The sequence below is a fragment of the Flavobacteriaceae bacterium GSB9 genome (assembly GCA_022749295.1).
In the GTDB taxonomy this organism is placed as follows: Bacteria; Bacteroidota; Bacteroidia; order Flavobacteriales; family Flavobacteriaceae; genus Flavisericum.
In genome coordinates, this window is the sequence record CP062007.1 from 121,634 (window position 1) to 137,005 (window position 15,372).

Consider the following 15,372-nt stretch of genomic DNA (forward strand, 5'->3'; position numbering starts at 1 on the left):
TTTATTGACTAATCATTTTGATTATATATCTTTTTGTTACAAACCATTTCGTTGATGGTTTCGGCCACTTCATAAAAATGGTTGATTTTCTCTTCAGAAATATTGGCTCGGATAACTTCGTTAAATGTCAGTACTTTTTCTCTCGATTGCGCCCTTTTTTCCCTACCAAACTCTGTTAAACATATTATTACACCGCGTCCGTCATTTGGATTGGGGCAACGCTCTATCAGGCCTTTCTTCTCCATGGTTTTTAAAATTCGTGAGAGACTTGTGGCTTCCATGCCCATTTTTGGACCCAGTGCCGTAGAGGGGGTGCCTTTTTCGGGATCGATGCTTAATAATGTAAAGCCTGTTGCCATGGTGCTTTCAAACTTTGCAGCTTCTTCATTATACATTTTTTGAACGGTGAGCCAAGTGGTTCTTAATACATAGTCGATGGTTTTATCTTTCATCTATCAATTTAATTATCACGTTGTGATTTCTGCGCATGCAGTAGTTTGTATTTTAGTTTATATTTGTTACGTTCCAAATATAAAAAAAAATATTATGCATGCATAATAAATAACGTGAAAAAATAAGCCTATTATTTGTTGTTTGTTTTACTTTGGCCGGTAAATATTTTCAATAAGAGAAGCGTATTTTTGTTTTATAACATCTCGCTTCATTTTCATTGTGGGCGTTAAGTGCCCTGATTTGATCGACCAAACTTCTGGAGTAAGCTCAAACTTTTTTATTTGCTCCCATTTACCAAATTTAGTGTTACAGTTGTCTACTTCTTTTTGTATTCTTTTCTGAACAATAGGTGAGTTGGATATTTCGGTTTCTGAAGATCCAACCTGGTGTCCTTTTTGCTTAAGCCATTCTTGAATAAATTCAAAATTGGGCTGAATTAAGGCGGCCGGCATTTTTTCGCCTTCTCCTATTACTATAATTTGCTCGATGAATCTTGATTGTTTTAGCTCATTTTCGAGTAAGGTGGGTATAATGTATTTTCCGCCAGATGTTTTAAACATTTCTTTTTTTCTACCGGTAATTTTTAAAAAACCCTCAGAATCTATTTCGCCTTTGTCTCCTGTATGGAAGTAATCACCCGTCATAACACTTGCTGTTTTCTCTGGTTCTTTATAGTAGCCCATCATTACGTTTGGTCCTTTTACTAAAATTTCGCCATCTTCAGCAATTTTTACTTCCACTCCGTCAATAATTTTGCCGACATAACCAATTTTCCAGTTTCCATTTCTCTTATCGCTGGCCGATACACCAGGCGAGGTTTCGGTGAGGCCATAACATTCCATTATGGGCATATTGGCAGCTCCAAATATTTTGCCCAATCTAGGTTGTAAAGCAGCACTACCAGAGGCTAAAAACACGATGTGGCCACCCAGTGCAGCCTGCCACTTACTGAAAATTAGTTTTCGGGCAATGGATAGCTTTAATGTATACCATAAACCATTTTTTTTGTAAGGCTTGTATTGGTTTCCAATATCAACAGCCCAAAAGAAAAGTTTTTTCTTTATACCGGTTAATTCGGCCCCCTTAGCTATTATTTTATCATAAACTTTTTCAATTAATCTGGGGACAACTGTCATGGTGTGGGGTTCTATTTCTTTTGCATTATCACCTATTTTATCAAGGGCTTCGGCAAAATAAGTTTCAATACTAACATATTGATATAAGTAAGTGAATACACGTTCGAAAACGTGGCATATGGGTAAAAAACTCAAAGCGCGGTCTTCTGGAGACAAAGGGAATCTTTTCCGTGCTGCAAGTACATTTGAAACAATATTGTTGTGAGAGAGCATTACGCCTTTAGGTTTTCCGGTAGTCCCCGATGTATAAATTATAGTAGCCAATTCTTCTGGTTTTACATTGTTTTTTCTGTCTTCTACGTCATTTTGGTTACCTTGGTCCTTGCCTAATTCAAGCAATTCAGAATAGTGTTTGCATCCTTTTATGTGGTTGAAAGAATAAACCTCCTTGATTTTGGTGTTGGATTTTACTTGATTGATTTTTTCCAAAACTTCTTCATCCGAGACAAAACAATAAATAGATTCACTGTGGTTTAATATATATTCATAGTCTTCAGCACTAATGGTTGGGTAAATGGGAATGTTTTGAGCGCCAACTTGAAGTACACCAATATCTACAATATTCCATTCGGTACGGTTGGTTGATGAAATGACCGCAATCTTATCGTTTTTGTTTATACCAAGTTTCAACAAGCCCCTACTAATGGCGTTTGCTTTATCAATGTATTCCTGTGTAGAGGTTTTTACCCATTCACCATTATATTTTGTGACCAGACTGGCCTTTAATGGGTGGTTTCTTAATTGATGATATGGAAAATCAAAAAGTCTGGTTATATCTTTCATGCTTAATTTAGATAGTCTAGTACTGCAAAATAGCAAATTAAAATGATTTTTGATTAATGATGATTTACGAATTCTTTGTGTTTTAGTATTCAAATTCTAAAGAGTTGTCTAATAGTTTGAGACACATTACATTTTATTCTTTTTGAAAAAATGTATCTAAAATAAGTTTCATTGTTTTTGCTTTTGTCGTTGTTTTTGTTAAAAAAATGACGTTTTAGAAGTTTTTAAAGTTTTTGTTGCGTTTAGTTTATTTTTTCATCTGTTTTTTTATTTAATATTTAAATCGATTCGCGTCATCTGTTTGCTGATAAAAGTCATCTTTCTTCAGGGTTTTGGTGCCTAATTTTGACACCTAGTTAACATGAATTATCACAAAATATTATAAATATATAGAAAGATGGAAGTAAAACAGTTTAAGCCAGGTACATGGACTGATAAAGTTGATGTTAGGGATTTTGTCAATAAAAACGTAACTCCTTATCATGGTTCTTACGATTTTTTGGTAGGACCTAGTGCAAAAACCCAAAAATTATGGGATATATGTAAAGCGGCAACCAAAGAAGAACGACAAAATAATGGTGTACGATCGCTAGATACCGATACAATTTCGACAATAAGCGCTTTTGATGCTGGATATATCGATAAAGAAAACGAAGTCATTGTTGGTTTGCAAACAGATGAGTTGTTAAAGCGTACCATGAAGCCTTTTGGTGGTTTTAAAGTGGTTCAAAAAGCATTGTCTGAACAAGGTGTAAAACCAAATGACAATCTAACCGAATTGTTTACAAAATATGTTAAAACCCATAACGATGGTGTTTTTTCTGCCTATAACGCAGAAATTAAAAAGTTCCGTTCATTAGGATTTTTAACCGGGTTGCCAGATAACTATGCACGTGGTAGAGTAATTGGCGATTACCGCCGCATAGCACTTTATGGTATCGATTTTTTAATCAAGTCTAAAAAAGAAGATTTGGCAAAAATCACAGGGCCGATGACCGATGCCGTTATTCGCATGCGCGAAGAGGTTGCTGATCAAATAAGTGCGCTTAAAGACATGATTGAACTTGGTGCAAAATACGACTTAGATTTAAGTCGACCAGCAGAAAACGCACGCGAAGCGGTGCAATGGACCTATATGGCTTACCTTGCCGCTGTTAAAGAGCAGGACGGTGCCGCTATGTCTTTAGGTAACGTATCGACCTTCCTTGATATTTTTATTGAAAATGACTTGCAAGAAGGTTTAATTACAGAGACCGAGGCTCAAGAGTATATTGATCAATTTGTTATGAAACTACGTATGGTGCGTCATTTAAGAATGAGTGCCTACGACGAGATTTTTGCAGGTGATCCTACGTGGGTAACTGAAGCTATTGGCGGTATGTTTGAAGACGGAAGAACCAAAGTAACCAAAACATCTTTCCGTTTTTTAAATACACTTTATAATCTAGGGCCTTCACCAGAACCTAACATGACGATACTTTGGTCTAAAAATTTGCCACAAAACTTTAAAAACTTTTGTGCAAAAGTGGCTATCGATACCTCTTCAATTCAATTTGAAAATGATGAGTTAATGCGAACCATTAGAGGTAATGACGATTACGGTATTGCATGCTGTGTATCTTACCAGGCACTTGGTAAGTCTATTCAATTCTTCGGTGCTCGAACCAATTTGGCTAAAACTTTATTGTTGGCCATTAACGGTGGGCGATGTGAAATCACCGGAACACAAATGGTTGAAGGTATTGAGCCATGCGATTGCGAGTATTTAGATTTTGATAAGGTTATGGCCAATTTCAAAATAGCCATGAAGGAAGTGGCTCGTGTTTACAATGACTCTATGAACATTATCCACTACATGCACGATAAATACTATTACGAAAAAGCTCAAATGGCTTTAATCGATACCAACCCAAGTATTAATATTGCCTATGGTATTGCAGGGTTGTCAATTGTGGCCGATTCACTTTCTGCTATAAAATATGCCAAAGTAAAACCTATTAGAAACGAAGAAGGTTTAACAGTCGATTTCAAAATAGAGGGCGATTTCCCATGCTATGGTAACGATGACGACCGTGTTGATACTTTAGCGGCTAAAGCAGTAGCCGATTTTAATAGCGAACTTAAAAAATTACCGGTTTATAAAAATGCTGAGCCCACCTTGTCTGTGCTCACCATAACATCAAACGTGGTGTATGGTAAAAAAACCGGGGCAACTCCAGATGGAAGAGCAAAAGGCGTACCGTTTGCACCAGGGGCTAACCCAATGCACGGTAGGGATTCTCACGGTGCTATTGCGTCACTAAATTCTGTTGCAAAAATAGATTATGAAGATTCCCAAGACGGTATTTCTAATACTTTTTCTATTGTTCCGAAATCTTTAGGAGCCGATAGTGAGGAACGTATAGAAAATCTAGCCACCATTTTAGATGGTTATTTTTCAAGAAAAGCACAGCACGTAAACATCAATGTGTTAGATAAGGAAACTTTACTTGACGCTATGGAGCACCCAGAAGAATACCCACAACTAACCATTAGGGTTTCTGGCTATGCCGTTAATTTTGTTAGGCTAACAAAAGAACAGCAAATGGAGGTTATTACGCGTTCGTTCCACGAATCATTCTAGTTTATATTTAATGTTTTTGTATGTATCTGGAAAACGAATTGTGGTGATTAGTTTTTCAGGTACATTTTTTCAAGCTAAATCCTATCAAAACAAAAGATAACATATTACGGGTTCATTCTGTAGAATCTTTCGGCACTCATGATGGTCCGGGTATTAGAATGGTGGTTTTTTTACAAGGTTGTAAATTAAAATGTTTGTACTGCCACAATCCAGATACCATAGATACGTCTGGTGGAAAAGAAATCCATATTGATGAATTAGTAGAACAAGCGGTTAAAATGAAACCCTACTTTGGAAAAAAAGGCGGGGTAACCGTATCTGGTGGCGAACCACTGTTGCAATCAAAAGGGTTGATTCCTTTTTTTAAACGTTTAAAGGAAGAACGCATCCATACCAATATTGATACCAACGGCAGGGTTTTAAATCATTTTACTGAAGATTTATTGGACAACTATGCCGATTTGGTAATGCTTGATATAAAGCATGTAACTGAAGAAGGCTACGAGTTTTTAACTGGGCAGAAAAACAAAGAAACCACGTTTACCTTTGCTAAACATAGGGAGGCATCGGGTAAAAAAATGTGGCTGCGCTATGTACTCATTCCCGGAATAACTAATAAACCAGAGCTGCTTCATGAATTGGGCAATTACTTTAAGGATTATAAAACCATCGAGAAATTTGAAATTCAGCCCTATCACAAATTGGGCATCCATAAATGGGACGCATTGGGCTGGGATTACAAGTTGAAAGAGGCTAGAGAGAACACAAAGGAAGAAATTGATGCCGCGGCCAATATTTTGAAAAATTATTTCAAAGAAGTAAGAGTAAACTAATTAATGTTTAACACCATGTATGTATTCTTTTTTTGAATAATAAACACCAACCAATGAAAAGTTATAAAGAACTTCATAAACCAGCTTCAGAATTTGCTAGTCGGTCTGAATATCTAGAACACGAACTGCAAATTATGAAACCCAAACGGTACCGACTTAACCTTCCTGGAAGAGATTTTAGGTTCGAGTGGGAAGATTTAGTTCCAGCTTTAGCTGGTACACTAGGTATTATTGCCATGTATTCGTCGGTGATGATGGCCTGGGCAAATGGATTGACCGAAGCTTGGGACCATATTACACTGGGTAAAGATTTTGCCATCGAGGTTTCACGAGTTGAAATGATAATCCCTGCCATATTATTTGTGGTTTTAGCGTCTGGTTTTTTTAACCCGAGAGCAAATTTGGCTGGAAACCATGGCCCAATGATTCCGTTAATAGCGAGTATAGCCATCGCAGGCGCCCACCCTTTGGCATTGGCCATTTTAGTAGGGGTGTTCGGTTTGCTTCTTAGTTTGTTTAAAGGCGGCTCTCGTCTAGTAAATTTAACCAGTAAGGGTGTAGCCGGAGGATTGCTGATATTTTTAGGCTTTACAGGAGCTTTTAGCCAAATACAAGCGGTACAATCATGGGGTGTAGGACTGGAGTCTTCAAGCGTTCAACTTGGTTCTATGGGCTTTTTAGGCTTGGTGATATTGGGCGTTACAGTGGTTCTTTACAGTTTTTTGGCCAGAATAGACAAACGTTGGTTAGCAATTCCCGCATGTGCCATTACGGCATTACTTGTGGCTTTAATTGGTGGAGCTGGTTTCGACCTGCAGTTTACAACCGAAATGGGCTTGCCCAACCTAAATCCGGTACACTGGTGGGGCAGTACCGAGGAAGGATGGATGCTTGGACTTCCCAATGCACAGCATTTTATAGCCTCTTTACCCTTTGCGATTTTAGCCGTTGCCATGTGGTCACCAGACTTTTTAGGCCATCGTATTTTTCAGGAAATGAATTATCCGAAGCGTTCTGAAAAAGTGTTAATGGATGTTGATGACACTATGACGATGTGCTCGTTTCGGCAAATGGTAGGTACGGCCGTTGGTGGTGGTAATATAACCTCGTCTTGGGGAACTTATATGATTCCTGCAGCGATAGCCAAAAGGCCAATTCCCGGTGGGGCTATTCTTTTGGGCTTAATGGTGTTGGCGGTTGCTATTTTAGGAAGCCCAATGGATGTGGCTGTTTGGCCACCAGTGCGGTGTATAGCTTTATTGGTTGGCGTGTTTTTGCCTATGATTGAGGCAGGTATTCAAATGGTTAAAAAGAGTGCTTGTGCACAAGCGGCAGGAATTTGCGTTTTTACGGCAATGGTTACCAACCCTGTATTGGCTTGGGCTTTAGCAATGTTTTTAGATAATAACGGATTAATTGGAGATAAGGAGCGAGCCTCGCAGCTTTCACTTATGGATAAGTTGGTAATACCTTTGAGCATTTTGCTCATTTGTATTTCAGCAATTCTAAGTGTGGGTATGTTTAAAAACAGTTATGGCATACATTCTTTTTTATAAAAAATAAGAAAGTTTCATATGCATTATAAAATCTATAGTTAGTAGAATTGTAGTGGTTAATTTTTATTTAATTTCAATTAGAAAGTCCCGGTTTGGTTGTCAATTCGGGATTTTCTTTATCCAATGGGTCTTATTTCAATTTCAAATAAATTGTCAAAAATATCGAAAACCTTTTGAGCCTCTTTTTTTCTGATGGTGATGGTGATTTCACAATCCATTTCCATTTTTTGGTCTATAATTTTTAACCGACGCTCTTTAATAACGCGCATTACGGTATTCATGTTTTTATAATCAAAACAGATTTTATACTGAATATTTATGGTCTTTTTTACAATTTTTGAAGCTTCCAATGCCATCTGCGCAGCGGTTCTGTAAGCGTTTATCAGCCCGCCAACGCCCAGTTTTACGCCGCCAAAATAGCGCACAACAACAATTAAAACATTGGTAACCTCAAAAGATTGTATTTGTCCGTAAATGGGCATTCCAGCCGAATTGCTAGGCTCCCCGTCGTCATTGGCGCGATAGTATATGTCTTCTGCTCCAATTTGGTAAGCATAGCACCAATGCCTTGCAGCGTGATGCTCTTTTTTAATGTTTTCGAGATGGGTTTTTATTTGGTCTTCGGTTAAAACCGGAAAGGCGTAACCAAAAAATTTACTGTTTTTGTCTTTAAATAGAACGGGTTCGGAGGGTTTACGTATTGTTTTGTATGTGTCTTTTTCTTCCAAATTAAAATAAGTTCTTTTTGGTTTCAAATAACGTAGTTACATCTTCAGTTTTTGGATTTATGTGCCAAGTTTTAAAACCTAATGCATTGGCGCTTTCAATATTACTTTGGTTGTCATCAATAAAAAAACATTCTTCAGCTTTCAAATTGTTTTTGTTTAATACGAAATTAAAAATAGCTGGGTTTGGCTTTGCGATGTTAACTTCGTGTGACAGGTAAAAGTCATCAAAACACGCTTTAAAATCGTTATAAAACCATACGTTTTCCTTTATCCATGTAATGTGTAAATCATTGGTGTTGCTCAGTAGAATTAGTTTGTAATCTCCCATATTTTTAAGTGTTTTTATAAAATCCAACCGATGCTCGGGGAAGTCTTTCAGCATAAAATTCCAGATATGCTTTAATTCGGTTTTTGAAAGCTTCGGAAAATTACTAGCGTAAGCATCGAGAAACTCATTGGTAGACATTAAGCCCTGCTCGTACAAGCTGTTGAATGCTGAAATATCTTCCGAAAGGGATTCCATTTCAAACTTTTCCAATGCAAATTTTAGTGCACTTTCTATATCTAAATTGATGAAAACATTGCCAAAATCAAAAATAATAGCTTTAATCATAGCTTAAAATTTTTAGGGTGTCGTTGATTATTTTCTGTTCAGAAATTAGAGCACCTGATATTTTAGGAGCCCGAACCCCAGATTTAAACATAGGTTTTCCTGTAAAAATCCGGGCTTCGTCCCATAAATTTTCATCAATAAATATTTGAAGGGTTTTTGTGCCGCCTTCAATAATTACCGAATTTATATCTTCGTTGTATAGCCTATTGCATATGGCTTTAGCTGATGTGTCCTTTAGTAAAATGGTTTTGGCTTCATCATTAAAAACACTGTTTTTTTTTGAAAGCGTTTCATTTTTATCCAACACAATACGAATAGGGTTTTGCCCAGTCCAATCCCGAACGGTCAAACTCGGGTTATCTTGTAAAACCGTATTGGCACCCACTAAAATGGCCTGTTCTTCGGCGCGCCATTTATGTACCAATTGCCTTGAAAAAGGGTTGGTAATCCAAACGGGTTTTTGTTCGTTTTTTGTATCTGGAGCGATAAATCCGTCGCTTGTTTCGGCCCATTTTAAAATAATATAAGGGCGTTTTTTGTTATGAAACGTAAAAAAACGTTTGTGGTGCAATTTACATGCTTGTTCCATAATGCCAACCGTAACATGGCAACCGGCGGCTTTTAGTTTGGCAATGCCTTTTCCGGCGACTTGCTTGTTATCGTCAATACAGCCTATAACCACATTCGGGATTTGGTGTTGTACAATCAGGTCGCTGCAAGGTGGTGTTTTTCCGTAATGCGAGCAAGGTTCCAATGTTACATAAAGTGTAGCTCCTTTTAGTCGTGTTTTATCATTTACAGAATTTATAGCGTTCACTTCGGCATGGTTGCCACCATACTTGCTTGTAAATCCTTCACCTATAATTTTGTTGTTGTACACAATTACACACCCTACCGAAGGGTTTGGTCGCGTTGTGCCCAAACCGTTTTTGGCTATTTCTAAACAGCGTTTTATGTAAATTTCGTGCAGGTTTGCCATTAAAATTTAAGTCTTACGTTTTCAGTTATATCAACGTGGTACGAATGCGAAAAACCATAAACTTTATACTTTATATCGCCTTTGTACTGTACTTTAACTTTTTTACTGAACAAAGAACCAATTAATCCGCCAAGGTTTTTATTGGTAAAAATACTATCGGCTGTAACAAGGGTGCGCAACGGAATGGTAAATTCATTCTTTGCAGGAACCTCAAAATTTTTGGTTGATACGGTGGCCATTTCATTATCGTTAACAATTACTTTTATCGCATCGGTTTGCAATTCGCCTCCAATATCGTTTGGGTTTATAAAGCGGGCATCGGCCGTAAAGGTTACAAAATTAGGATTAGAGTCTTCAATTTTAATATTCTCAACACCAATAAATTGAGGCTTTTCTGTAACCGTACAAGCTATTACAAATAAACATATTGTTGATAAGATTATAAGTTTTTTAACTTCCATTTTTTTCTAATTAATGTATCTTCACTTCGTTAAATAAGCCTTAAAAGTGTGTAAAGATACTATAGTTATTCGAGAAATTGAACCTCAGGATAATGTGCAGATAGAGCGCGTTATTAAAGCGTGTTTTCATGAATTTAAAATTCCTTTGAAAGGAACGGCTTATGAAGACCCAGAAACAGCCCAAATGTACGAGGCTTATCAAAACCCGAAGGAAGTCTATTATGTTGTTGAGAGTAACGGAGAGGTTTTTGGAGGTGCAGGTGTAAAACCTTTAAAGGATTACGATGAAGGTTTTTGCGAAATTCAAAAAATGTATTTTGCTCCAGAAATTCGAGGAAATGGGTACGGAAAGATGCTGTTTGAAAAATGTATCGATGCAGCAAAAAAAATGGGCTATAAAACCTGCTATATAGAGTCTGCCTCACAGTTAAAGGCAGCTATTCATGTTTACGAAATTTTTGGGTTTAAGCACATAGACAGTGCATTGGGAAATACTGGGCATTATTCCTGTGGTGTATGGATGACAAAAACATTATAATCTTAAAATGGAGTTAAAGGCAATTCAAACTAAGTTTCATCAAGAATTGGATGCTATCTATCCTGTTGAGGAGGTTGATAGTTTTTTCTATCACTTGATTGAAGCTTATTTTGGAGTAAGTCGGGTTCAATTGGCTACCAATCCAAATTTACATTTTGATGATAACCAAAACATTTTGAATGCTTTGGTAGAGTTAAAAAAAGAAAAACCCATTCAATACATCGTCGGGGAAACCGAATTTTTCGGGTTACCATTCCAAGTCAATGAAAATGTACTTATCCCCAGACCAGAAACTGAAGAGCTTGTGGAGTGGGTGCTTAAAAAGGTCGATGCAAAGGTTCAAATAAGCATTTTAGATATAGGTGCGGGCAGTGGTTGTATTGCGATAGCCTTGGCCAAACACTTACCAGACGCAAAAGTTTACGCCCTTGATGTTAGTCCAAAAGCCTTGAAAGTGGCCAGTAAAAACGCAAAAATGAATGGGGTTGAAGTCACATTTATAGAAGCCGATATCCTGTCGGTTGATAACATTACTGGCCATATAAAATTCGATATTGTTGTTTCTAATCCACCATATGTGCGGGAAAAGGAAAAACAATATATGAAATCTAATGTTATAGATAACGAACCTCATATAGCACTTTTTGTAAAAGATGAGGATCCTTTGGTATTTTACAAAGCCATTACAGATTTTGCCAATGATAATCTAAATAATAGTGGATTATTGTTTTTTGAAATTAATGAATACTTGGGAAAGGCAATGATAGACATGCTAAGGCATAAAAACTTTGAACACATAGAACTAAAACAAGATATCTTTAAAAAAGATAGGATGATTAAAGCCGAAAAAGCTAATGGATAATACGCAAAAACGCATTGAAAACTTACGAAACGAGCTTCGCGAGCATAATTACAACTATTATGTGCTTGATAGCGCTACGATTTCAGATTTTGAGTTCGATATAAAATTAAAGGAACTTCAAGCATTGGAAGCCAAGCATCCAGAATTTTTTGATCCCAATTCGCCAACACAACGCGTAGGTGGAGCGGTAACCAAAAATTTCGAGACTATTGTTCATGAAAATAGAATGTACTCGCTTGATAATTCCTATTCAAAAGAAGATTTGCTAGACTGGGAAAAGCGTATTAAAAAATTAATCGATGGCGATATACAATACACTTGCGAATTAAAATATGATGGTGCCTCTATCAGTCTTACCTACGAAGACGGTGTTTTAATAAAAGCGGTCACACGCGGTGATGGCTTTAAGGGCGATAATGTAACGGCAAATGTAAAAACAATAAAGTCGGTGCCATTGCAGTTGAAAGGCGATTATCCGCAAAAATTCGATATACGGGGCGAAATTGTTTTGCCATTTGATGGTTTCAATAAAATGAACGATGAACGTATTGAAATTGGCGAAGAACCTTATAGAAATCCAAGAAATACAGCTTCGGGTAGTTTAAAATTGCAAGACAGCGCCGAAGTGGCCAAACGTCCGTTAGAATGTTTACTGTATAATTTAGCAGGGTCCAACCTTGGCGTTAACACCCAATTTGAAGGTTTGGAAAAAGCTAGGCAATGGGGGTTTAAAGTGCCTGATGCTGCAAAATTAGCAACTTCCATTGATAAGGTTTTAGAATTCATTAATTATTGGGACACAAACCGCCACGATTTACCCTATGAAACTGATGGTGTGGTTGTAAAAGTAAATAGTTTGCAGCAGCAAGATGAGTTGGGGTACACAGCCAAGGCACCGCGTTGGGCCATGGCGTATAAGTTTAAATCAGAACAGGTTTCAACCCGCCTTAATAACATCAGTTATCAGGTTGGTCGTACTGGAGCAATCACGCCTGTAGCTAATTTAGAACCTGTAGAGTTGGCAGGAACCACTGTTAAAAGGGCGTCTTTGCACAATGCCGATCAAATCGAAAAGTTAGATGTTAGGGTGGGTGATACAGTTTTTGTTGAAAAGGGTGGTGAAATTATTCCGAAGATTCTCGGTGTGGATTTGTTGAAGCGTTTGCCCGATTCCAAGCCAACTGTTTATATAAAAAACTGTCCCGAGTGCGGTACGAAACTTGTGAGGCAAGATGGCGAGGCCCAACATTATTGTCCTAATTACAATGGTTGTAAACCACAAATAGTTGGTAGGATTCAGCATTACATTTCTAGAAAGGCAATGGATATTGAGGGCTTGGGAGGCGAAACCGTAGCGCTTTTGGTTAAAGAAAATTTAATCTCAAACTATTCTGATTTATACGAACTTACAAAAGAACAAATTATTCCGCTTGAGCGCATGGCCGAAAAAAGTGCTGAAAACATGATTCAGGGTATTGAACAATCAAAACATATACCTTTTGAACGCGTTTTATATGCTTTGGGTATTCGCTATGTAGGTGAAACTGTTGCTAAAAAATTGGTTAAGCATTACAAAAGTATTGACGCTGTTGCTGGTGCATCGCAAGACGATTTGGTTAATGTCGATGAAATTGGTACTAAAATTGCTGAAAGTGTCCATACCTTTTTTACTTCCGAAGAAAACATCAAGATAATAGAACGTTTGAAGCAGTTTGGAGTTCAATTAGAAATGACTGCAGAGGAACTTGAAGGCAAAACCAATATTTTAGAAGGACAATCTATAGTGGTTTCTGGAGTTTTTGAAAGTGTTTCCAGAAATGAGCTAAAAAAGCTCATTGAAGATAACGGTGGAAAGGTAAGCAGTTCTATATCTTCTAAAACAAGTTACATCGTTGCGGGTGATAAAATGGGTCCCAGCAAAAAGGAAAAAGCAAAATCTCTTAATATAGAAATTGTAGATGAATACGAATTCTTACAAAAAATAAACAAAAAGATGCATTTCATCGATTAAACACACTTTTTTACCGTTTAAATGCATTTAATATATATATTTGACATCAAAGTTAAATGTGTCGCTTATGTATAAGTCGAAAGTATTGATAGGTTTTGTAGTTTTATGTTATCTACTATTTGCTGTTTTTGAGTTTAGTGGCTTTAGTAAAGTCGCTTATTACCTACATTCATTAATTGTTCCTTTAATAACATTAATTTATCTGCTTTTTATAAAAGATAAGAGTAGGTTGTTTTTGTTGTTTTTAGTGTTTTATACAATATCTGATATAATGGGATTAATAATAGGTAATATGCCTTTTGATGAAACACGAAAACTATACGATTTTCAATATTATTTTGGAAACCTATTGTATATATTGTCCTATCTATTTTTAGTAGTTAAAATATGTCTGTCTTTAAACTTTAGGCATATTATAAAGCATTTTAAAACTCATGTTTTTGTGCTCTTGGCACTTAGTATTTACTTTGTTTATGTTTTGCAAGTGGTAATTGGCAGGGATTTGGTCTTAGAAAGTGATTACTATTTTGAGTTAATTTACAATATTGTCACCATTTTATTGCTTCCTTTATCGCTGCTAAACTATTTTTATAAAGACAATAAAAAAGCCCTGTTTTTGTTTTTAGGTTCATTGTGTATTGTATTTTCGGAAGTTATGGATGTGGCCAATATTTATATTACCGAATTGAGTGTTTTAAATTTTCTGTCTACAACATTTGCACTGGTTGCTTTTTTCTTCTACTATCAGCAGTCTAAATTACGTAATACACCTAGAGAGCAGGAATTTAAGTTTATAGATTAGGTTTTTCTTTAAAAGGAATATGCTTTTTATAGTGATTTAAAATTATAACAGACATCGAAAATGTTGCTATGGCTGTAATAAAAAGCATGCCACCGTCACCTTTAACTTCAACTCCTAACTTGGTTAAATGCATTAATATGGCACCACCAAGAATAACAATAGCAATAAAAGCCCCAATCCAAGCTGTTTTTCTAAAGACTAATAGAATGCCTGCAATAAGCTCTAGTATTCCTATTGCTATTCTGCCCTGAGGTTCCAATCCTACTTTTTCAAAAATATATACACTGTTTGGATGGGCGAAAAATTTAAAGCGAAGTGTTTGTATAAGTATTAAGGCCACAATAACTCTTAAAGCAAAAATGAATTTTTCTTTCATGTTAAAAAAGTATACTTTCAGCTTTAGACGTATTTTTAAACGATAACTTATTGATTTGCCAAGGAAAATTCGATGAACGGTATGTACTACGATTTTTTTCGACGAAAGTGGTTTTTATTGTGTTAAGGTGTTTAAATTACATATATTGTAATATCCTACTTATGTTAATGTTATGAAAAATTGGTTCCTGCTATGTTCTGGCAAGGTTCTTTTTGCAATTTTTTTATTAATGGTTGCAACAATTTTTGCCGCTTTTTATTTAGAAAACCCAGTAGTGTTGAGTTTTGTTCTTTTCTTAGCCGTGACTACGTTTTCTGCTTTTTTGCTTATTAAATTGCAATGATTTAAGTTGGTCTACAGGAAGCTTCTTGTTATTTCTGTTTTTAGGAAACGCTTTCGGTGCTATTCAATTGAATTACAAGCACATTTCCTTGCCCCGGATATTGTACTTGCTTTGCATAGTTAGTTTGTTTTTTGCGGTTTTGCCAAAATTAAAATTACAACAGCTTCAAAAATAGGTAAGGGTTTATTTGGCATTTATTTTTGTAACAGTTTTGAGTTTTGGTTTGAGATTGGTCGTATTTTTAGGCTGATTATTTCAAACGATTTTGAGTTTTA

14 protein-coding genes are annotated in these 15,372 nt (G+C 36.4%); 7 read left to right on the top strand and 7 right to left on the bottom strand.

Annotated elements, in window-relative coordinates:
* Positions 1-8 precede the first annotated feature (8 nt).
* Both GSB9_00117 and GSB9_00118 read right to left on the bottom strand, forming a co-directional pair.
* Positions 9-452 carry a MarR family transcriptional regulator gene (locus GSB9_00117; protein UKM63574.1) on the bottom strand — a complete coding sequence of 148 codons (444 nt, stop codon included), beginning with the start codon at positions 450-452 and terminating at the stop codon, positions 9-11.
* 147 nt (positions 453-599) lie between these two features.
* On the bottom strand, positions 600-2,372 hold the full coding sequence (locus GSB9_00118; GenBank protein ID UKM63575.1) for a long-chain fatty acid--CoA ligase: 1,773 nt from the start codon (positions 2,370-2,372) through the stop codon (positions 600-602).
* 397 nt (positions 2,373-2,769) lie between these two features.
* On the opposite strand from GSB9_00118, the gene pflB reads away from it, so the two are divergent.
* The 3 genes from pflB (at position 2,770) to GSB9_00121 (ending at position 7,384) form a co-directional block, all read left to right on the top strand.
* Positions 2,770-4,995 (top strand): formate C-acetyltransferase, encoded by a 2,226-nt coding sequence (gene pflB, locus GSB9_00119; protein UKM63576.1) that lies wholly within the window; start codon positions 2,770-2,772, stop codon positions 4,993-4,995.
* A gap of 158 nt (positions 4,996-5,153) precedes the next feature.
* The gene (pflA, locus tag GSB9_00120) at positions 5,154-5,828 is read left to right on the top strand and encodes a pyruvate formate-lyase-activating protein (GenBank protein ID UKM63577.1); all 675 of its coding nucleotides are present in this window, start codon (positions 5,154-5,156) and stop codon (positions 5,826-5,828) included.
* Positions 5,829-5,881: 53 nt separating this feature from the next.
* Positions 5,882-7,384, top strand: coding sequence for a DUF3360 domain-containing protein (locus tag GSB9_00121; GenBank protein UKM63578.1), 1,503 nt, complete (start codon positions 5,882-5,884; stop codon positions 7,382-7,384).
* A 116-nt stretch (positions 7,385-7,500) separates the two neighbouring features.
* Here the strand turns inward: GSB9_00121 and GSB9_00122 are convergent, their stop codons facing one another.
* From GSB9_00122 to GSB9_00125, 4 genes are read right to left on the bottom strand one after another with little or no spacing between them, the layout of a single operon-like run.
* Complete coding sequence (locus tag GSB9_00122; protein ID UKM63579.1) at positions 7,501-8,112, bottom strand: YigZ family protein; 612 nt, start codon at positions 8,110-8,112, stop codon at positions 7,501-7,503.
* A 1-nt stretch (position 8,113) separates the two neighbouring features.
* Entirely contained in the window at positions 8,114-8,725 is a 612-nt protein-coding gene (locus GSB9_00123; protein UKM63580.1) for an HAD family phosphatase, read from the bottom strand.
* Positions 8,718-9,704 carry a bifunctional diaminohydroxyphosphoribosylaminopyrimidine deaminase/5-amino-6-(5-phosphoribosylamino)uracil reductase RibD gene (gene ribD, locus GSB9_00124; GenBank protein ID UKM63581.1) on the bottom strand — a complete coding sequence of 329 codons (987 nt, stop codon included), beginning with the start codon at positions 9,702-9,704 and terminating at the stop codon, positions 8,718-8,720. Before ribD ends, GSB9_00123 begins: the two co-directional genes overlap by 8 nt.
* Complete coding sequence (locus tag GSB9_00125) at positions 9,704-10,165, bottom strand: LEA type 2 family protein (protein ID UKM63582.1); 462 nt, start codon at positions 10,163-10,165, stop codon at positions 9,704-9,706. Before GSB9_00125 ends, ribD begins: the two co-directional genes overlap by 1 nt.
* A 46-nt stretch (positions 10,166-10,211) precedes the next feature.
* Here GSB9_00125 and GSB9_00126 point away from each other — a divergent pair, with 46 nt between their 5' ends.
* The 4 genes from GSB9_00126 to GSB9_00129 all read left to right on the top strand — a co-directional run bounded on the left by GSB9_00126 (position 10,212) and on the right by GSB9_00129 (position 14,378).
* Positions 10,212-10,703: a GNAT family N-acetyltransferase gene (locus tag GSB9_00126; protein ID UKM63583.1), complete on the top strand. Its 492-nt coding sequence runs from the start codon at positions 10,212-10,214 to the stop codon at positions 10,701-10,703.
* Positions 10,704-10,710: 7 nt separating this feature from the next.
* Entirely contained in the window at positions 10,711-11,565 is an 855-nt protein-coding gene (gene prmC / locus GSB9_00127) for a peptide chain release factor N(5)-glutamine methyltransferase (GenBank protein UKM63584.1), read from the top strand.
* Positions 11,558-13,576 carry an NAD-dependent DNA ligase LigA gene (gene ligA, locus GSB9_00128; protein ID UKM63585.1) on the top strand — a complete coding sequence of 673 codons (2,019 nt, stop codon included), beginning with the start codon at positions 11,558-11,560 and terminating at the stop codon, positions 13,574-13,576. Before prmC ends, ligA begins: the two co-directional genes overlap by 8 nt.
* 271 nt (positions 13,577-13,847) lie before the next feature.
* Positions 13,848-14,378 carry a hypothetical protein gene (locus GSB9_00129; GenBank protein ID UKM63586.2) on the top strand — a complete coding sequence of 177 codons (531 nt, stop codon included), beginning with the start codon at positions 13,848-13,850 and terminating at the stop codon, positions 14,376-14,378.
* Here GSB9_00129 and GSB9_00130 read toward each other — a convergent pair.
* On the bottom strand, positions 14,368-14,754 hold the full coding sequence (locus GSB9_00130; protein ID UKM63587.1) for a DoxX family protein: 387 nt from the start codon (positions 14,752-14,754) through the stop codon (positions 14,368-14,370). The two genes, GSB9_00129 and GSB9_00130, sit on opposite strands and share 11 nt — an antisense overlap.
* Positions 14,755-15,372 lie beyond the last annotated feature (618 nt).